The sequence below is a fragment of the Zooshikella harenae genome, from assembly GCF_018837975.1.
Lineage (GTDB): Bacteria > Pseudomonadota > Gammaproteobacteria > Pseudomonadales > Zooshikellaceae > Zooshikella > Zooshikella harenae.
Genome location: NZ_JAGSOY010000016.1, coordinates 69,283 through 88,425, shown reverse-complemented (window position 1 = coordinate 88,425; position 19,143 = coordinate 69,283). Strand labels below are relative to the sequence as shown.

Here is a 19,143-nt window from a genome sequence, read left to right as displayed (position 1 = left end):
ATGGCCAAAGTCGAGGTATGAGTGATGACTTTATTAAATTAACACCCAATGACGCTGATACTTTACTTAATCAACTCGCGATGGCTGCTTGATGGCCAAAGTCGAGTTAATAACTTATTTTTTTATACAAACGAATAAAGAGCATCTTTATATCCCTCTTAAAATCTAAAAATAAATACTACAACAGCCTGACTTTACATTTCCCAATTAGTTTAAAACCATATTTTCCCTGACTTGTATCACCATAAATCCAATCATCGGTATACATCAGATAGTTTATCTTTTGATAACCAGCCAAGTAATTTTACAAAACGATGATTCATTCACATTCATAATGAATAAGTATTTGAATGAAGGTACTTTTTTTAAACTGGAATAGTTCCTGCTGAATACCGGTTGTCTAAACAAAACCAATCAGGAACGTGCCATGAAAACTCCATTTAAAAAACTACCACTTGCACTACTTGTGACGGCAGGTATTTCAGCACCCTTGACACAAGCCGCTGAGTTACCACTCATGTTACCAACCCCATTACTACCCTATGCAATTCAATATGATGATTTTGCTTCATTTTCAATGCCAGTATTGAATTATTTTACTCAAGCTGATAGTTCTGTTGCCTTGGTACCCGGGCCATACGGAACAACAGTACAACCAAGTGAGCCTTGGTACATTAAGTCGGCACCAGGTGAACTAGGAATGGACGGTGAATATATTGTTATTGCTACTGGCACCAATAATGCTGGTGTTAACAGTAATGCAGATATCAGTAACCTTATTGATCCCGCTTATCAAACCCCTGACGGCGCTCCAGCCAATAGTGACAGCTTTAGTACTGTCACGGCAGATCCAGTAGTTAACCCTGAAACACTTAATGGTGTTGCCGATCCTGGTGGTATTAGTGGTGAAGCTGGATTAAATGATTTAGAAGACAGTTGGGATATTAACGTAGGTACTTTACTAGATTACCTTGGCGAAGACACCCAAATGGTTGTCATGTTTAACCATAATGAGTTAAACAGTGATGTAGGTGACTTTGGCGCCCAAGCACTATATGCCTGGGCAAAAGTCTGGATTACTGAAAATGATGGAACAGATTCTGGTTTAGGCAGCTTTTATTTACGAAATACCGAATTAGGTGCTGATAACCCAGAGCCTACCGACTGGGTTTTAGCGGCAGGCGATGTGTGCCTAGACCCCACCACATTTATACCTGATCCTGGCTGTATGAGTGATCCGGAAAATGATGATATTTTCTTTAGTCATAACTTAGGTGCTGACAACGCAGCTTATGGAGTGGTTTCGCCCACGCTTGATGCAGCGATGCGCGGTTTAGTGAACCCCGAAAACTACACTTTACACGCTGATATTCGTCTTTATGATGAAGATGATGGTTACGAGCAGGCATTTATTATGGCAGCAAGAACCACTACGCCAGACGAACCACCTCCCGTACCAACACCAGGTATTCTTGCATTGTTTGGGTTAGGGTTGTTATCAATGAGATGGTCTCGTCGTAAGTAATTAAGAACATGGCCAGTGTCAGCGAGTAAGACTATACATAAGCCGTACACTCTCGCTGACAGTTTTTTTCATATTAAACTATGCTTAGAGGAAACATTAACTTAAAAAAAGTGAAATTTAAGTCAACTGTAGGATAGGCTATGGCGATTCAGAGACTCATGCTCTGTTGCATACTACTCATGCCCTTTTCAGTTGCTTTAGCTACATCGCCAAAGCCTGTTCTACAGTTACACATGATGAGCTTTAGCAATAATAACCACCTCTACTTCCATGAATTATTATCTTCTGCTTTACAGGCTATCAACCAGCCAGTATCCATCATAACCTATCCAGAAACGCCACAAACACGCATTATAAAATACCTTGAAAAAGGTCGTATTAGTTTACATTGGATGCTCCAAACACCTGCACGAGATGCACGTTATACACCTGTTAAAGTAAATTTAACGGGTGGCTTGATTGGCATTCGTGTTTTACTTATCCCTCAAGGTAAAGCCAATATCTACCAAAACATCAATACGCTGGATGAGTTTCGTGATCTCCCTATTGTCGGCGCCCTAGGTAAAACATGGTATGACGCAGAAGTATGGGAGGCTAACTCACTTAATTTTATTCCGTTGGAAGGTGACTGGCGGCAAGTCTATAAGCCACTAGCCTTAGGCAATCGAGGTATAGATTACTTTCCACGAGGTGTTAACGAAGTGCTGAATGAGGCAGAGGAACACCCTGACCTAATGATTGAACCCCGACTTGCATTAATTTATCACCGTGACTTTATTTTTTACCTTTCTCCACCATTTGCTTCTTACCAGAAAGTCATTGAGAAGGCGCTCAAAAAAGCCGAACGCTCTGGCTTACAAACAAAACTACTCAATAAACACTGGGGACATATCACCCGTACTTTAAAACTTAACAATCGTGTACACTTATACCTTGAAACACCATAATGAAAAAATTACAGGGGTAATACCCCCCTTGTGATGTACACAGTGATATAACACCATACAGCAAAATCAATAGGACAGGCTTGTTATGACAGGAATGGCTTACTTTTTTCTCTCCGTGTTCATTCTTTTGACAGCATTTCCCCTATCAGCCTCCACGATTATAGAAGCAACAGGTAAAGCCTACGATTTGGAATCAGGCCGCCCCGTCTATATTGAAAAACATATCATTCACCTTGTAAAACCGCCTAAGACAAACACGCTTAGTGTAACTATGCCACTTAAGGATAAAGTCACCTATACCACACCTGATGGTAACGTCTTTGCCACCAAGACAGTTAATTACGAAACAACACCTCTTACGCCAACAATTGTGTTTAATAAACTGAAATTTAACCAACGCGAATCCGTATTCATTAAATCAAATAATGTCATTATTCTTCATGAAGAAGACAACCAACGGCAAGAGCATCAACTGCCGCTTAAACCAAATCTGGTAATTGATGCTGGTTTCGATACTTTTATTCGTAAACACTGGTCAAAACTACTCGCAAATAAATCCTTTAGCTTTGAGTTCTTATCAATCAATGAAAATAGCACTTACACATTTCAAATTGAGAAGACTCAGGAAGACTCAACAACGGCAAGCTTCACAATGAGCCTCGACTCATTTATTGGTGGATTTTTCGTAGACCCAATTATTATTACCTATGAAAAAAAAGAACAAAAACTTATTCGTTATCAAGGACTCACCAACATACCTAAAGATAAAGAAACTAACTTCACGGCAACAATTATTTATACCTATAATGAAAAGCCTGTAGCTAAAGAAAAAAACGAATAATAAAGCTCAGCCCTCATTTCTCAGCCATAATATACCCATAACGAAGGGTTTTTAGGGGCGGCCATCAAATGATGAAGCCTCAGGAGCTTATATTAATAAGCGACTGGGGTGAAGCACGCCGACAACAAACCCTAAAAATGATTCGTGAAGGGTATAACATCCATCAGAAAGTGACAACATGGCTCCTGCATCAACACTCTGATGGACGATGATTACGTTGAGTTTGTTATTGTGCATTTATTTTACTATGCCAATACTAAACCTCACCCTTAGTTAAAGCCCTCGATGGCGTACTATTTCCGTCTCTGGGTAGATCTCGGTATTTTTCCAATGCCTCATCTGCATTATCGATTTCACATTTACCCACTCGACGCCACAGGGCATTTCCCCACCCGAAAGTTCGACCAAACTTCTCATCGGTTAACCACTCTTGCCAATGGCCACTGCCAATCGTTCTCTTTCCAGTCACAATTTGCCACTGCAGTGCATCATGTCCAGCATAGGGAATATTGTAATACCACTGAAAATCACCATGCATAAACACTTGATCGCCTTCTTGCGTTGCTCTGCCATTCCAATCAGGATAGGTATCTGAAACCCATACATACTGCTGATGTGTACCTACATTACCTGTTGGATAAAAACAAATACCTTGTGTTGCCCACTGGTCATGACTAGGACTGGTATCATTGTAAAAGGTGACTAGCCACCGATTACCTCCTTTGGTTAAGTCTGGGTAGTGTGGTGGTACAGCATAAACCGCCGTAACTGTGCAGACACACATCCACGTTAGTGTAAAAAGCGTTACTTTATTCATTACAACCTCCCTGCCTTCCTGCTGATAAGCAAAAGAAATACACCCGAATTACTTTATAATTCAATGCACCTTGTTATTTACACTTATCAGAACTGAGCCATTTAGTGCTTCAACAATTACCTGTTGCCAATGTTATTCCTCATCCATTGGCCCTTTAATAAGCAGTAACTTAACGTCCCTTAATTAATACGTCTTTTTCAACTGCATAGTTATCTATATAACAGAGTATCTGGCTCAGTTTAAAATACTCTTTCTTACTAATATCATCGTTTAAATTGCAAAGCTTTATTGTATTTTGGCACACAAAAAATAGTCAAAAAACCATTGACTTATACCCTTAGTTACTTATTTTTTATACCCACCAAAAAAATGTGATTAAAGTATCAAAAAAATAAATTTATGTATTAACCTCTCAAAACTCAAGCAATGACTACGATAAGTCTTAGGTATTTCTCTAATATTTAATTATTTTTAGCAAGTACTTACCCAATCAAGCTCATTGAGAAAAAAGTAGATATTAATCACTTTAGTTTATTAATAAAGTAAAAAACACAATAAGAGTGAATTACTGCAAAGTTGAAATTATGCTTTGTTGGTATTATCCGTCTCGGGTTTTGGAAAAAATGGAAGGATATTCATGTCTATTCAGGTTGAAGCCCGACCTATTATGCAACGACAACATCATAAAAACAGTAAACGAGGTCGAGTCAGTGAGTTTATTTTTTCAGGGCCTGAACAACTTCTGGCATCAATAATACCCTCCATATTAGCGGATCTTAATAATGATAGCAGTAAGCGTTGGCTAACAATTGTTTGCCCTCCCGAACTTAAATCCCTTACCGTACGCTGGTTACAGGACTCTAAACTTAATCGGCAAACAACACTGTTTCTCACCGCAACGAGTGAGGTTTCATTATTACAATTAACCTTACAAGCCTTGCAAATGGGGAAAAGTCATACTGTCGTCTGTTGGCTGGATTATGTTGATGAGCATACAGTGGAATTACTGGAGAACGCTGCACAACGGGGTAATAGTCAAGCTATTAATATTTTACAAACAATTCTTGTCTAACAATAAAAATGAATTAACTGTTGCTAAATTGCTATATCATCAGCAACAAAGAAATTTGATAGGAAAATTAAAGGTCTTGCGAGAAAGGAGTCGCCACCAGCAGTTGCTAATGGCCTAAAAATGGTAGATATGCATCAACTCTTAATGGCAGGATGCCTGTTAATGCAAAACGTGGTCTTTTTCATCAGCTTCCAACGTTGACTCTGACATGAGGCCTACCATCTGAATTCCAGCACTCATCATTGCCTTGGCGACCTCAACGTGATTCTCTTGCAAAATTGCTTTTGCCTCTTCAGAAAAGCTGATAGTTACCAGTGGCTGCTCTTCTTCTGCGTCCGTTCGCTGCAATGCAATATCTCCATCCGGTAACTCAATAATTTCCAAATAAGAAGGCATGATTTCTTCTCAATAACAGTTAAACACTTTGGCCATTCTACCACTACAAGAGCAAGGCACAACCCGAAAGCACAAACTTATCAGGGAACGCCTACCAATACAAACAGTATAATTAGTTTATTACCTGCTAAAGACGCTTAAAATATCCAAGCCCTTCAGTGTAAAGGTCAAACCCACATCTTGACAAACGCAACAAAAAAAAGATCAAAAAACACCCAAAAAATGACCTCTATTGCATAAATTACCAACAATAACTGCTATTTTCAGTTAGATATGCATTCCAACAGGCATCATCTTCAGTATAGGTTAGGGTCTTATCAAACCATAAAAATAAAAAAATGAAGCTAATATGACAAATCAGTAATTATTATGTTCTTCTTGTCAAAGACAATAATCCTCAAAGTACAGCCAGGCTGCTTATAAAACCATCTGCATGTCACTTCAGGAAAGATATCAAGTGCTATTTAATACTCTACTAACAGCATTCGTGCTCGATTAATCTCTTCTAAAAAAGATGTCAACCATGCCTTCCCAAACTGAGTGACTAAATCAGTGACATCAATGTCACTGCTTTGTAGCAATGAAGCTGTTTCTGTTTGAGTATCAATATGGGTTACGGGTATTTGATTATTAAACTTATTTTTTTTGTGGGTATTACCTGCCTCACCTGCTATACCTGGTGATGTCCAAGAAAATAATGATGGAGAGGTTATCGAACTTGTACTGATAGAAAGCTGTTTGACTGCAGACAATAACTGAGCAAGCCAGGAATCAGATTGCCTGGCTAACTCAAACAAATGCTGAAAGTCCATTGGTAAAGAAGCTTCATCAGATACGTGCTCAGGATGAAGTAACTGAATAGCCTCACATTGACAATGGTAATGTGCATTTAATTCATAAACCCAACCCACAACAGCTTGCCACATCAACAGTACAAAAGCATCAGCCAAAGCATACTGAGGAGGTTTACTTTCTCCTCGTTCTGTATTTATTTCGGACTCTTGCTGCCAATACTGCATCAGTTGTACTGCTCGCTGGTAACGCACATCAACATAGCGCTGACAAGCTTGTAATGGTGTTGAGTCTGTCAAACGGGACCTAACCTATACAGCAATTAATGTATAATTCATTATCTATCTAACATCTGCAGCAGCTATTTATGCTCCTGCACTTTTCTTACTGGTTTTAGCTGCCGTTTTACGTTTAGCCTGTTCTGTTACCCACTTTCCATCACGATAAAAGGCACGCCAACCTGTGGCTTTACCATCAACCTCCGTCATTACATACTGCTCTTTTGTTTTGCGGCTGTAACGAATAACTGAAGGGTTACCCTCTGGATCAGCTTGCGGTGCTGATAGTAAAAAGTGGTACTTAGCATCCAGAGCCTGTTGATGAGGTAATAATTCGTTCACTAACGGTGCGCGTGTTTCACGGTTCTTAGGGAATTGGCTTGCCGCTAAAAATAAACCTGATGCCCCATCACGAAGCACATAAGTATCCTCCACCTTTTCGCAAGCGAGTTCAGGCATAGGAACAGGGTCCATTTTGGGTGGTGCAGGCTCACCATTTTTAAGCAACTTACGTGTGTTTTTACAACTCTCACTGGTGCAGTCAAAGTATTTACCAAAACGTCCCGTCTTCAGCTGCATTTCGGCACCACACTTATCACACTCTAGGATGGGTCCCTCATAACCTTTAAGCTTAAACTGACCTGTTTCTATCTCATAGCCAGAGCAGTCTGGATTATTACCACAAATATGCAACTTACGTTGTGCATCCAGCAGATAACTGTCCATCGCGGTCCCACACTTGGTACAACGATGTTTAGCACGCAGTGCATTGACCTCACCTTCTTCATCATCCGCTGCAACGACTTCTTCACCAGGCACCAGGTTGATCGTTGACTTACAACGTTCTTTAGGAGGTAACGCATAGCCAGAACAGCCTAAAAATACGCCTGTACTCGCAGTACGAATTTGCATTTTTCGCCCACATGAAGGACAGTCAATATCCGTCATAGTCGGCTCGTTGGCCCGCATTCCCTTTTCAGTATCATTGGCGATTGAAAGCTTTCGTGAAAAATCTGAGTAAAAACTATTCAACAACTGTTTCCAATTCAACTCGCCCGTTGCAATATGGTCCAGATTTTCTTCCATATTGGCAGTAAAGCTATAATCCATTAAATCATTAAAGTTTTCAGTTAGCCGATCAGTGACAATATCGCCCATTTTTTCAGCATAAAAGCGACGCCCTTCCAGCTTCACATAGCCACGATCCTGAATAGTGGAAATAATGGAAGCATACGTCGAGGGACGTCCAATGCCTCTTTTCTCAAGCTCTTTTACCAAAGATGCTTCCGTATAACGAGCAGACGGCTTGGTATAATGCTGACTTGGATCGAGTTCTTGCAGAACCAATAATTGCTTAACCGTTAATTCAGGAAGAATGATATCCTCACCCTTCTTACTGACGGGTGTGAGTACTTTGGTGAAGCCCGCAAATTTTAACACTCGACCACGTGTTCTTAGTTCAAAGTTATCAGCCCCCACGACAATACTGGTACTGAGGTATTCTGCAGGAGACATTTGACACGCGACAAACTGCCGCCATATTAATTCATATAAGCGTTCGGCATCTCTCTCTAAACCGTCAATAGCGCCTGGCTGGGCATTGACAAAAGAAGGCCGAATGGCCTCATGCGCCTCTTGTGCCCCTTCTTTACTGGAGTAACGATTAGCCGCTTCTGGCAAATAGGTTTTATTAAAATGCTCTGCAATATACTCACGACAACTGTCCACTGCATCCTGACTCAGATTTGTTGAGTCGGTACGCATATAGGTGATGTGGCCAGCTTCATACAATCGCTGAGCCAGTGTCATGGTCTTTTTAACACTAAAGCCTAAACGGGTACTGGCAGCCTGCTGCAATGTTGAAGTAATAAAAGGTGCGGGTGGTTTGGTTTTAGTGGGCTTCTGTTCAACGTTTTTAACAACATAACTGGCTTTTTGCAGTTGAGCTAAGGCTGCATCCGTCTGCGCTTTATTGACAGGTCGAAAAGCCTTATCACTTTGCTTGGTCACCTGCAAACGCAGTGAGTGCCCATGATCTGTGGTTAAGTCTGCAAAAACTTCCCAGTATTCCTCTGGTACAAAGGCACGAATTTCTCGTTCCCGTTCAACAATTAAGCGGACTGCCACTGACTGTACACGTCCTGCTGATAATCCCCGAGCAATTTTTGCCCATAATAGTGGAGACACCATATACCCAACGACACGGTCCAGAAATCGCCGTGCCTGCTGAGCGTTGACTCGATTTTTATCAACCTCAACGGGTTGCTCAAACGCTTCTTGAATGGCTTTCTTGGTAATCTCGTTAAAAACTACACGACGATAGCGCTCACTATCCCCGCCAATTATTTCCTGTAAATGCCAGGCAATGGCTTCTCCTTCACGGTCCAAGTCCGTTGCCAGGTAAATTTGATCAACCCCTTTAGCCAGCTTCTTTAACTCATCAACCACTTTTTCTTTGCCTGGCAGCACTTCATATTGAGCTGCCCAGTCATTTTCGGGATCAACGCCCATACGACTGATGAGTTGTTCTTTAGCCTTGCGCTCCTTATGGATAGCACGCTGCTCCGGCGTCAGTTTACGTGTTTCTGCCGCAGCTTTTGCTCGCGCTTTGGGGTCTACCGCCTTTTTACTACCACTTACAGGTAAGTCACGGATGTGACCCACACTGGACTTAACAATATAATTGCTACCCAGGTATTTGTTTATTGTCTTTGCTTTTGCTGGCGACTCAACAATTACTAATGATTTACCCATGCTGACCTGTCATTTCCAGAACAAACGTAAATTTATCCATAAAGATAGAAAATCTATTAAATTTTGCGACATATATAAGGATATTCTGAAGCAGAATCAAGCATGCACAGAAATATAATTCCTCCAAATATGTACTACAAGCAACAAAATGCACTTCAAGCCACAACGGTCATCAAACTGAATTTGCCTTCAATATACTATTAGTCACCCAGGCTCATAAAAACAATGACACCAAAATAAAAAATAAAGCCTCTTGAAACAAAAAAGCCGGAGTTAACCTCCGGCTTTTGACGTATAACGGATATTAGACCCGTTCAAAGACCGTAGTGATCCCTTGGCCAAGTCCTATACACATGGTGGCTATACCCAAAGTACCGTTTTGTTGTTGCATAATGTTCAACAATGTACCAGAGATTCGGGTGCCAGAACAACCAAATGGATGGCCAAGCGCAATTGCTCCTCCATTGAGATTGACTTTTTCATCCATTTTGTCAAGTAATTTCAAATCTTTTAATACAGGTAATGCCTGCGCCGCAAACGCTTCATTAAGCTCAAAATAGTCAATATCATTTATCGTTAAACCCGCGCGCTTCAAGGCTTTCTTGGTAGCAGGTACTGGCCCATACCCCATAATAGAAGGGTCTACACCCGCTGTTGCCATCGCCCGTACTTTAGCAATAGGCGTTAAACCTAAGTCTTTAGCCCTTTGCGCAGACATCACCAACATGGCAGATGCACCATCAGTTATTTGTGACGACGTGCCTGCTGTAATCGTACCCGACTTGGGATCAAAAGCTGCACGAAGTTGACTAAGGGTTTCATAGGTGGTTTCTGGACGAATCGTTTCATCCTCAGAAAATATAGTTAAATTGTCGTTTTGATCCAAACCTTCCATAGGCGCAATTTCATTGGCAAAACGCCCTTCAATTGTCGCCTTATGTGCACGCTGATGCGATCGAGCACCAAATTCATCCTGCTGTTTACGACCAATGCCGTGCATTTTACTGAGAAATTCAGCCGTAATCCCCATCATCCCTGCAGCCTTAGCCGCATAAAGACTTAGCTCTGGGTTAGGATCAACGCCGTGCATCATGTTGATATGTCCCATATGCTCGACACCACCCACCACAAACACATCACCATTATTGGTCATAATCGCTTGTGTCGCAGTATGCAGTGCTGACATTGAAGAACCACATAAGCGGCTTACTGTTTGACCGCAGGAAGTGTGAGGAATGGGTGTCATCAACATGGCCATACGGGCAATATTCCAACCTTGCTCCAACGTCTGGTTAACACACCCCCAAATCACATCCTCAACTTCAGCAGGATTTACATCGGTATTGCGCGCTAAAAGTGCTGTAATCAGCTTGCCTGATAGGCTATCTGCCCGAACATGGCGATACATTCCACCTTTGGCACGTCCCATAGGGGTCCGCACAAAATCAACAACGACAGCATCTCTTGGTTGTAAGCTCATGGTTCTTGTACCCTCTTCCAGTCACTGATTAGTTATCAAAAAAAACCTGGCCGTTCTTCGCCATTTCCCGTAGTTTTGCTGTGGGCTGGTAAAGTGGCCCTAACTCAGCGTACTGGTCTGCTAGTGCACAGAACTCAGCAATTCCCATGTCTTGAATATAACGCAATGCACCACCGCGGAAGGGAGGGAAGCCAATACCGTAAATCAAGCCCATATCGGCCTCATGTGCACTTGCAACAATGTTGTCTTCAAGGCAACGAACCGTTTCAAGACAAAGAGGAATCATCATTCGTGCAATAATTTCTTCTTCAGTGAACTCACGTGAGGGTTGAGTCACCGCTTTAAGCAATGCGGAAACACCTGCATCAGCTTTCTTCTTCGGTTTGCCTTTTTTATCAGGCTCATAACGATAGAAACCTAAGCCATTTTTCTGACCATAGCGCTTTTCAGCAAACAGGACATCTAAAGCACTCTTGTAGTCTCGCTTCATTCGGTCAGGGAAGCCATCAGCCATGACTTTTTCAGCGTGAGCGGCGGTATCAATACCGACAACATCCAATAGGTAAGCAGGTCCCATTGGCCAGCCAAAACGCTCCATCACCTTATCGATGTGTACAATGTCAGCCCCATCACGCAGTAACAATGCAAAGCCACCGAAATAAGGAAACAGAATGCGGTTAACCAAAAAGCCAGGACAATCATTGACAACAATAGGTGTCTTACCTAATGACTTAGCATAGGCAACCACGGTGGCAACCGTGTCTTCGCTGGTTTTTTCGCCACGAATCACCTCAACCAGCGGCATCATATGTACTGGGTTAAAAAAGTGCATACCGCAGAAACGCTCAGGACGCTTGAGCGGTTTAGCTAATTCAGTAATAGAAATTGTTGACGTATTAGAGGTTAATACCGCTTCTTCAGCAAGCTGGGCTTCAACCTCAGGCAATGCTTTATGTTTTATTTGTAGATTTTCGACAACCGCTTCAACCACCAGGTCAACATTATTTAACTCACCGTAGGACAACACAGGGACAATACGGTTTAACACCTCAGCCATGCCTGCGGCTGACATCCGACCTTTATCGACACGTTTCACTAGCAGCTTGGCTGCTTCTTGCAAGCCCAAATCCAGGCCCTGCTGGTTAATATCTTTCATGACTATCGGCGTGCCTTTATAGGCAGACTGGTAAGCAATACCACCACCCATAATCCCTGCCCCCAAAACCCCAGCCTTGGAGACCTTAGCCGCCTTTTCCTGATAGTCCTTGGCTTGTTTCTTTAAAGCCTGATCATGTAAAAACAGATTAATTAAGTTTTTGGCTACATTGGTTTTAGCCATTTTTACGAAGCCTTTAGCCTCGATTTTTAGTGCATCATCCCGACCTTTGGTTGATGCTTTTTGCATGGTTTTAATGGCTTCAACTGGCGCTGGATAATTAGGTCCAGCTTGGGAGGCAACATAGGCTTTTGAGGTTTCAAAAGCCATCATGGACTCAATATTATTCAGCTTTAATTTTTCGTATTTTGGCTGACGTTTTGCCTTATAATCCAACTCACCACTCACACAGCGCTTCGCCAAATTGATAGCGGTATCATGTAATTTATCCAGAGGTACGACCACATCAGCCACACCGATCTTGCGGGCTGATTCAGCATCATGCTCTTTTCCCGCACAAATCCACTCAATGGCATTATCTGCACCGACCAACCGTGGTAAACGGACTGTTCCACCAAACCCTGGATAAATACCGAGTTTAACTTCAGGTAAGCCAATGCGAGCAGAGGATGCCATGACACGATAGTCACCCGCCAGACACATTTCCATACCACCACCCAGCGCGATGCCATTAATGGCAATTACTGTAGGAAATGGCAGGTCCTCAAACGCATTGAAGATAGCATTTGCTTCCAGGTTTAATGCCATGAGTTCATCTTCGGGCAGGGAGAAGTTATCTAAAAACTCACCAATATCTGCTCCGACAATAAACACATCCTTGCTGCTCGTAACCACCAGACCTTTTACTGCACTATTTGCCTTAAGCTCCGTAACAGATTCCTGTAGTTCCAGTAGCGTTTGTTTATTAAATTTATTAACCGATTCGCCTTGCAAGTTAAATTGCAGCTCGGCAATACCCTCTTCCAGGAGCTTAACCGTTATGGCCTGACCTTCATAAATCATCTAGTGATCTCCACGCTGAGTTAGCTTGTGTTCCGATCAAAAACTGTATGACCTAGTGACATTAACTAACGTAATCGCTAGCCAAAGGCAGGTGCAATGAGAAAGCATGTTTGTCATAAGGTACACAGTCTGCCGGTGCCACCGGCTTATATTTCTACAAATTGAGTAAGCTATAATAATTCATACGTTTGTTTAATTATAGATAGCAACCTTCGTTAAAAACAGACAATTTGTCAATAACACTTAAGTCAAAAGTGTACTGACCAATAAGTCATGACGATTATTTACTGGAACATCTTCGTTACTTAGCAGGGAAAGGTATTGTTAACATACCGTTAAAATACCTTATGTTTTATAGCATTAAATGACTAATACTTAACCCTAGCTTCCTTGCAGTTGCAATATTATTATCAGTGAGAAAAAGCTTTAAGCAGACCAAACATCTTATTGGTAAAACAATCTAACCATCATGACATTTTGGTGACAAGTGTTGTACAAATATTAGCCTTAGCATAATAAAGAAGTATTTTCACTAGCTTAACGAGAAGGCTCTAACCAATCTTTGATTTGGTGTAAAAACGTTATAATGTTGTTGAGTTCCTCCTCCATTCCTTTTTCTAACCATAAAACAGAGATATAAGCCGAGGTAATGGATACTTGCACCACATCATCTGGCAGTGACTCAACCATTTTTTGTAACGTTGACCAATGAGGCTGTAAGCGATTATCCCCACTTTCATCGGGCCAACCAGTCCACTGCTGTGGCCTATCGGTATCATGCTGAATAATTATTTCAATGTTGCCCTTTGGACGCACTATACGACAAATATAACCAATGCAAGTGATTGACTTTCCCTTTCTATCTTTATAAAGCGTTTGGCGTACTTCGATACCTTTTGCTATGGCTAATTGACGAAGCACCATCCGTTTTCGATCAGCAGGAGAAGGCAAAATCCACATCAGCGATCCAACAATCGCTAATACACCCAGCAAGATAATGAGATACGTCATAAATTTTTCCTACAATCCCGATACGATAGACATAATGTTATAGACAACACGTTATGGGTAATGTGTTTTCCAGGGCGCAAGGACACATAAAAAACCCTGTTAATAAATCACATAAAATATCAAGGAGTCACTTTGATGAGTCGTTATAAACATATTCTTGTGGCAGTAGATTTAACAGAAGAAGCCGATACTGTATTACAACGAGCTCAGGAGATTGCCAAAGACCATAATGCTGATATTACCTTGGTCCATGTGGTTGAACCATTAAGTGTTGCTTATGGCAGTGATATTCCACTGGACTTAACCACTTTACAAGAAGAAATAGCGCAGCAGGCACGACAACGGATCAGCGAATTAGCTAAACGCCTCAATAATGAGGGTCACCAACATGTTGTTTATGGCCGTCCTGAGAAAGAAATACACCGTATTGCAGAAGAGCGAAATATTGACCTTATCGTTGTTGGCAGCCATGGACGACATGGTCTGGCACTGATACTTGGCTCAACCTCTACTGGCATACTTCATGGCGCTCAATGTGATGTACTGGCTGTTCGGGTAGGCAAATAAATCGTTTATTTTAAAGGGCCATGAGCGATCCCCATTGTCAGGGATATCGCTCATTTTAGTGTGTGATTAATCCGATTGCATCGCTTCTAACTCAGTCCAACGCTCAAGCTTATCTTCAATTTGCTGCTGTAACTGCGTCAGCTGGTGTAATATGGATTGCACCAGTGCTTGCTCCTGCAGGTAAAAGTCCGGCGCATTGACTTGTTGCTCAAGAACATTTTGCTGTTGCTCCAAGTCTTCAATTTCCTCAGGCAGTTGCTCTAATTCACGCTGTAATTTATAGCTAAGCTTTTTTCGTGAACGCTTTGGCTCACTTTCAGCTTTGTCTTGCTTGAGATTTTCCTCTAATTTTTGATTAGCACTCTGTTGGGTTTCTTCTAGCTGTGTAGCTGCCACTAAGTCTTTAAATGCACCTCCTTGTCGAATCCAATCTTGATAACCACCAACGTATTCATTGACTTGACCATTTCCTTCAAATACAAAGGTGGATGTCACCACATTGTCTAAAAAGGTTCTATCGTGGCTGACTAAGAGTAACGTACCATTAAAATCCAGTAGCGCTTCCTCCAAAAGCTCAAGCGTTTCAACATCCAAGTCATTGGTTGGCTCGTCCATAACCAACATATTGGCTGGTTTACTAAACATGCGGGCTAACAATAATCGATTACGCTCCCCCCCAGATAATGCTTTAACTGGAGTTCGAATACGCTCAGGGGTAAACAGAAAATCCTGTAAATAACTCATGATATGCCGTGACTTGCCACCTATGTCGATGCTATCACGACCATCTGCCACGTTATCTAACACTGTTTTTTCTTCATCAAGCTGCAGTCGTAACTGATCAAAATACGCCACCTCCAGCTTGGTACCATGTTTGATGGTACCTGACAGAGGCTTTTCCTGCCCCAACAGTAAACGTAATAATGTACTTTTACCGACGCCATTAGGACCGATTAAGCCAATCCGGTCGCCACGCAACAATCGACATGAAAAATTATCAATCAGGGTAGCTCCGTCATAGCCATGACATACATGCTCCGCTTCTACAACCAACTTGCCTGATTGCTCTGCCTTATCTAATTGCAGCTTAGCTTTACCCTGAACCTCACGACGCTGCGCACGCTCTTTACGAAGTGCCTGTAGCGCACGCACACGCCCTTCATTTCGAGTGCGCCGTGCTTTAATCCCCTGTCTAATCCAAGCTTCTTCCTGTGCGAGCTTTTTATCAAACTCTGCATTATGGCTAGCTTCCACTTCAAGCTGGTGTGCTTTATGTGCCAAAAAGCTAGCGTAATCACCACTCCAGCTGGTAATTAACCCTCTATCGAGTTCAATAATTCGAGTCGCCACCTTCTGTAAAAAAGAGCGGTCGTGAGTGATGAATAGCACCGCCCCTTTAAACTCAGCCAACTGCTGTTCTAGCCACTCAATGGCTGCAATATCCAAATGGTTGGTAGGCTCATCCAGTAATAACAGTTCAGGATCGCTAACCAGTGCCTGAGCTAAAATGACGCGTCTTCGCCAACCACCTGACAGTTCCGCCATGGTTTTATCCGCAGGCAAGTTCAGTCGCTTGATCATGGTTTCAATTCGCTGATTTAAGCGCCAACCATCTTTTTGCTCTAACGCAGACTGGACATGGGCTAATGTTTGCAGGCTGACTTCATCATTTGCCTGATGAGTAAGCTGATGATAATGAGTTAATAGTTCACCCACTTCAGCCAAGCCTTCAGCCACCACTTGATAAACCGTTTTATCATCCGCTTTGGGTAACTCTTGGGGCAGTGCACTAATACGTAATTCAGGCTGACACCATATAGAGCCGCCATCAATATCCAGTAGCCCCTCAACAACTTTCAACAGACTGGATTTACCCACCCCATTTCGTCCAATAAAACAAATGCGCTCACCACTATCAACTTGAAAACTGACCTGATCTAATAACGGCATTGCACCAAACGCGAGGGAAACATCATCGAAGCGCATAATTGGCATAAGGGATTACAACCTCTTTCTTCACAACAACTTAGCAGAACACAAAATATAAAATCAGCCAATAAATGAGATACAAATCACAGTAAAAACATCTTACTTATCAACCTACTGCACATTAGGTCCATGTCCTGCAACAATTCAACAAAATAATGATAGTCAACCAGCAATAGCTCAAATACGCTGCATTAAACGTTAAAGTGCATACTCAATTAATTGACCAAAGCAATATCAATGACTTCATTATGACATGTATGCACATTCAATCTGTAGTATAGAAGTGGTTATGCTGGACCTTAGCGCCCTAATAAACAAATGTGCAAAGTCACAGAGTGATTTATCAACATACCACATAATTGACTGAGACAAATGTTATCAACGGAACTCCAAGACGACTATTATTATCTGTACATAGATACTATTTTTGACATAGTCCTTTTAAACAGAATCTAACCAAGACAGCAAATCCATGATGCCTATTAACTTTTTGCTCAAGCCCATTCCCTTCACTCAGGTGTTGCGCGTCGGGTTATTGCTGCCCCTCTCCGCCTGCATGACGCTGGCAATTGCCACCAACACAGCCTCTGCCAGCACAAAGACATCATATAGCAAAGAACGAAATTATTATAAACAGGCAATAAAAGCCTACCGTGCTAATAATAACAAGCAATTTAGCACCTTAAAAAAGAAGTTAAATCACTACCCACTTTATCCTTACCTTGAGTACTATCAATTAAACCGCGGCCTTTCTTCAAAAAGTGATCGTACTATTGCCAAGTTTGTGAATAACTATCCGGACTTTCCACTCACATCAAAAATAGAGCACAAATGGCTGCGCTCTTTAGCCAGCAAAAAACAGTGGCAAACATTGCTCAAGCACTTTCCAGAGGATAATAAGTCAAAAGATCTACAATGCCGTTTTCATTATGCACAATTGCAAACAGGTAATAACCAAGCTGCCTATGCCGGTACTCAACAGCTATGGTTAACAGGCAAGTCACTCCCTAAAAGTTGCGACCCCTTACTTGATCACTGGCGAGCCGCACATAAGCTCACTCCGGATTTAGTCTGGCAGCGCATGGTCTTAGCCTATACCGAAAACCAAGGTACACTGGGCCGCTACCTTATTCGCTACTTACCCAAATCACAACGTAAATTGGGTAACCTCTATTTCAATACCTATCACCAACCCAAGCGGTTAAAGAAAACTGCAAGTTACGCGGCTAAAAGTACGCAAATGGGTGACATTATTAGTACAGGTCTTGTACGTTTAGCCAAAACTAAACCGAGCACAACACTCTCGCTCTGGAACGCTTACCAAAAACAGCACAGGTTTACGACTAAACAGAAAGCTTATGTGGAAACCAAACTGGCTTACCACATCATGCGAAAATACTCAAAAAAACACCAGCAATGGGTTGATCGCGTACTGACCGAACACCAAGAAACCGATTTAATAACCTGGCGGTTACGGCAAGCATTACGTCAATTAGACTGGGCCAGCATTGCCAAGTGGGTTCAGGCCTTTCCTAAAGAAGAACGACAAACCAGTCGTTGGCAGTACTGGTATGCTCGAGCGATTGAAGCCAATGCGCCATCTCAAGCCATGCGAGATAAGGCGCATGCCATTTACCGAAAACTCGCGGATAGTGAACGGGATTTTTATGGTTTCCTAGCAGCAGATCGTATGAGTCGAAGTTATGCCTTACAACATAAGCCCTATCCTGTTTCGACGGCAACAATGAGCCACGTTAAACAATTACCTGCCATTCAACGTGCTCAAGAATTTTTCCAAATGGAACAACTATGGCCTGCACGACGTGAGTGGTATCACATGGCCAGCCAAATGAATCGTGAAGAATTACTTGCAGCGGCTGAAATTGCAATGAGCTGGCACTGGTATTTTCCTTCCATTATTAGTACAGCACGTGCCGAGTATTGGGATGACTTGAATCTTCGCTTTCCTGTTGCTTATAAAAAGCCCATCCTGAAAAATAGCCGCGCACAAGATCTGGATAGCAGCTGGGTGTTTGCCATTACCCGACAAGAAAGTGCTTTTATGTATAAAGCCCGTTCTCATGCAGGCGCAATGGGCCTTATGCAGCTTATGCCTGCAACTGCCCGTTATGTAGCACGTAAAAACAGCATTCCCTATCAAACTACCAAGCAGCTTTTAAAACCAGAAACAAACATTAAATTAGGTAGTGCTTATCTCGCAGAGCTTTATAAGCAATTTAATGGTAATCGTATTCTAGCTACTGCCGCTTATAACGCAGGACCTCATCGGGTTAATCAGTGGCTGAAACGCCATCGCAAGTTACCTCATGATGTATGGGTAGAAGTGATTCCTTTTAATGAAACCCGCAAATATGTACAAAACGTGCTTGCTTATCAGGTTATTTATCGGGATAAACTTGGCTATAAGCCCATGTTCTTAACCAAAAATGAAACCAACTACAATTACGAACCCGCAAAAAAACCTTAGTAATGAG

General features: G+C 42.0%; 15 protein-coding genes. 7 read left to right on the top strand and 8 right to left on the bottom strand.

The genetic code is table 11. The annotated features are described in order from the left end of the window. Positions 1-427 precede the first annotated feature (427 nt). The 4 genes from KCG35_RS09205 (at position 428) to KCG35_RS09190 (ending at position 3,525) form a co-directional block, all read left to right on the top strand. On the top strand, positions 428-1,525 hold the full coding sequence (locus KCG35_RS09205) for a hypothetical protein (RefSeq protein ID WP_215819401.1): 1,098 nt from the start codon (positions 428-430) through the stop codon (positions 1,523-1,525). 140 nt (positions 1,526-1,665) lie between these two features. After that, positions 1,666-2,472: a hypothetical protein gene (locus KCG35_RS09200; RefSeq protein WP_215819400.1), complete on the top strand. Its 807-nt coding sequence runs from the start codon at positions 1,666-1,668 to the stop codon at positions 2,470-2,472. Positions 2,473-2,557: 85 nt separating this feature from the next. Beyond that, positions 2,558-3,313, top strand: a complete 756-nt coding sequence (locus KCG35_RS09195; protein WP_215819399.1) for a hypothetical protein — start codon at positions 2,558-2,560, stop codon at positions 3,311-3,313. A 68-nt stretch (positions 3,314-3,381) separates the two neighbouring features. Continuing rightward, entirely contained in the window at positions 3,382-3,525 is a 144-nt protein-coding gene (locus KCG35_RS09190; protein ID WP_215819398.1) for a hypothetical protein, read from the top strand. Positions 3,526-3,569: 44 nt separating this feature from the next. On the opposite strand, the gene KCG35_RS09185 is transcribed toward KCG35_RS09190, so the two are convergent. After that, the gene (locus KCG35_RS09185) at positions 3,570-4,130 is read right to left on the bottom strand and encodes a hypothetical protein (protein ID WP_215819397.1); all 561 of its coding nucleotides are present in this window, start codon (positions 4,128-4,130) and stop codon (positions 3,570-3,572) included. A 637-nt stretch (positions 4,131-4,767) separates the two neighbouring features. Between KCG35_RS09185 and KCG35_RS09180 the strand changes: the two genes are divergently transcribed. Beyond that, positions 4,768-5,202, top strand: a complete 435-nt coding sequence (locus tag KCG35_RS09180; RefSeq protein ID WP_215819396.1) for a SulA-like leucine-rich domain-containing protein — start codon at positions 4,768-4,770, stop codon at positions 5,200-5,202. 159 nt (positions 5,203-5,361) lie between these two features. On the opposite strand, the gene KCG35_RS09175 is transcribed toward KCG35_RS09180, so the two are convergent. The 6 genes from KCG35_RS09175 to KCG35_RS09150 form a co-directional block, all read right to left on the bottom strand. Next, on the bottom strand, positions 5,362-5,598 hold the full coding sequence (locus KCG35_RS09175) for a hypothetical protein (RefSeq protein WP_215819395.1): 237 nt from the start codon (positions 5,596-5,598) through the stop codon (positions 5,362-5,364). Between the two features lie 464 nt (positions 5,599-6,062). Further along, on the bottom strand, positions 6,063-6,689 hold the full coding sequence (locus tag KCG35_RS09170; RefSeq protein ID WP_215819394.1) for a hypothetical protein: 627 nt from the start codon (positions 6,687-6,689) through the stop codon (positions 6,063-6,065). Between the two features lie 66 nt (positions 6,690-6,755). Further along, positions 6,756-9,422 carry a type I DNA topoisomerase gene (gene topA / locus KCG35_RS09165; RefSeq protein WP_215819393.1) on the bottom strand — a complete coding sequence of 889 codons (2,667 nt, stop codon included), beginning with the start codon at positions 9,420-9,422 and terminating at the stop codon, positions 6,756-6,758. A gap of 304 nt (positions 9,423-9,726) precedes the next feature. Then, positions 9,727-10,902, bottom strand: a complete 1,176-nt coding sequence (gene fadA / locus KCG35_RS09160; RefSeq protein ID WP_215819392.1) for an acetyl-CoA C-acyltransferase FadA — start codon at positions 10,900-10,902, stop codon at positions 9,727-9,729. A 28-nt stretch (positions 10,903-10,930) separates the two neighbouring features. Next, positions 10,931-13,081, bottom strand: coding sequence for a fatty acid oxidation complex subunit alpha FadB (gene fadB, locus KCG35_RS09155; protein ID WP_215819391.1), 2,151 nt, complete (start codon positions 13,079-13,081; stop codon positions 10,931-10,933). 537 nt (positions 13,082-13,618) lie between these two features. After that, positions 13,619-14,092 carry a hypothetical protein gene (locus KCG35_RS09150; protein ID WP_215819390.1) on the bottom strand — a complete coding sequence of 158 codons (474 nt, stop codon included), beginning with the start codon at positions 14,090-14,092 and terminating at the stop codon, positions 13,619-13,621. Positions 14,093-14,227: 135 nt separating this feature from the next. On the opposite strand from KCG35_RS09150, the gene KCG35_RS09145 reads away from it, so the two are divergent. Further along, positions 14,228-14,659 (top strand): universal stress protein, encoded by a 432-nt coding sequence (locus KCG35_RS09145; RefSeq protein ID WP_215819389.1) that lies wholly within the window; start codon positions 14,228-14,230, stop codon positions 14,657-14,659. A gap of 66 nt (positions 14,660-14,725) precedes the next feature. Here KCG35_RS09145 and uup read toward each other — a convergent pair whose 3' ends face one another. Next, on the bottom strand, positions 14,726-16,654 hold the full coding sequence (gene uup, locus KCG35_RS09140) for an ATP-binding cassette ATPase Uup (protein WP_215819388.1): 1,929 nt from the start codon (positions 16,652-16,654) through the stop codon (positions 14,726-14,728). Positions 16,655-17,120: 466 nt separating this feature from the next. Between uup and KCG35_RS09135 the strand changes: the two genes are divergently transcribed. Then, on the top strand, positions 17,121-19,136 hold the full coding sequence (locus tag KCG35_RS09135; protein ID WP_215819387.1) for a transglycosylase SLT domain-containing protein: 2,016 nt from the start codon (positions 17,121-17,123) through the stop codon (positions 19,134-19,136). The last annotated feature ends 7 nt before the right edge of the window (positions 19,137-19,143 follow it).

Excerpts from the sequence above, each read along its gene's own strand:
- KCG35_RS09205 (WP_215819401.1), top strand. The coding sequence starts at position 428 with ATGAAAACTCCATTTAAAAAACTACCACTTGCACTACTTGTGACGGCA.
- KCG35_RS09200 (WP_215819400.1), top strand. The coding sequence starts at position 1,666 with ATGGCGATTCAGAGACTCATGCTCTGTTGCATACTACTCATGCCCTTT.
- KCG35_RS09195 (WP_215819399.1), top strand. The coding sequence starts at position 2,558 with ATGACAGGAATGGCTTACTTTTTTCTCTCCGTGTTCATTCTTTTGACA.
- KCG35_RS09190 (WP_215819398.1), top strand. The coding sequence starts at position 3,382 with ATGATGAAGCCTCAGGAGCTTATATTAATAAGCGACTGGGGTGAAGCA.
- KCG35_RS09185 (WP_215819397.1), bottom strand. The coding sequence starts at position 4,130 with ATGAATAAAGTAACGCTTTTTACACTAACGTGGATGTGTGTCTGCACA.
- KCG35_RS09180 (WP_215819396.1), top strand. The coding sequence starts at position 4,768 with ATGTCTATTCAGGTTGAAGCCCGACCTATTATGCAACGACAACATCAT.
- KCG35_RS09175 (WP_215819395.1), bottom strand. The coding sequence starts at position 5,598 with ATGCCTTCTTATTTGGAAATTATTGAGTTACCGGATGGAGATATTGCA.
- topA (WP_215819393.1), bottom strand. The coding sequence starts at position 9,422 with ATGGGTAAATCATTAGTAATTGTTGAGTCGCCAGCAAAAGCAAAGACA.
- fadA (WP_215819392.1), bottom strand. The coding sequence starts at position 10,902 with ATGAGCTTACAACCAAGAGATGCTGTCGTTGTTGATTTTGTGCGGACC.
- fadB (WP_215819391.1), bottom strand. The coding sequence starts at position 13,081 with ATGATTTATGAAGGTCAGGCCATAACGGTTAAGCTCCTGGAAGAGGGT.
- KCG35_RS09150 (WP_215819390.1), bottom strand. The coding sequence starts at position 14,092 with ATGACGTATCTCATTATCTTGCTGGGTGTATTAGCGATTGTTGGATCG.
- KCG35_RS09145 (WP_215819389.1), top strand. The coding sequence starts at position 14,228 with ATGAGTCGTTATAAACATATTCTTGTGGCAGTAGATTTAACAGAAGAA.
- uup (WP_215819388.1), bottom strand. The coding sequence starts at position 16,654 with ATGCCAATTATGCGCTTCGATGATGTTTCCCTCGCGTTTGGTGCAATG.
- KCG35_RS09135 (WP_215819387.1), top strand. The coding sequence starts at position 17,121 with ATGATGCCTATTAACTTTTTGCTCAAGCCCATTCCCTTCACTCAGGTG.